A 380-nucleotide genomic window follows, 5' to 3' on the forward strand; every position below is an offset into this window, starting at 1 on the left:
GTGATATCCAGAGATCTGCCGGGGAATGGTCTGCAGCTCCACCCGGAGGGCCGCCAGATGTGCTCCCGCCAGCGCTTTGAGGCCCTCCAGCAGCTCCTCAGCCCGGGCAACGGAATGGGTGTCGTTATCGTCGACAGCGCGGAGGAATTCCCGCCCCGCCCTGAGGTACGCGCCGTCGGCCGTGACCAGCTCCAACTCCTGCACGTGATGGGTCATGCGGCCGTAGGCTACTGAGTGGTTTCCGCAGGCGTCGTTACCGATGGAGCCACCCACTGTGGCGCGCGTCAGGGAAGAAGGGTCTGGGGCAAATGTCAGCTTGCCTCCGGTGACCTTCTCAACCTGCGCACGCAGCTCACCGAGGACGACCCCCGCGTCGGCCC

General features: G+C 66.1%; 1 protein-coding gene. It reads right to left on the reverse strand.

Going from position 1 to position 380, the window contains the following annotated elements; translation table 11 throughout:
• Positions 1-380, reverse strand: a 380-nt coding sequence (locus AC1U89_RS24975; RefSeq protein WP_479902301.1) for an FAD-binding oxidoreductase, incomplete at both ends; no start/stop codon positions are given.

Source organism: Caulobacter sp. 05T431 (genome assembly GCF_056665975.1).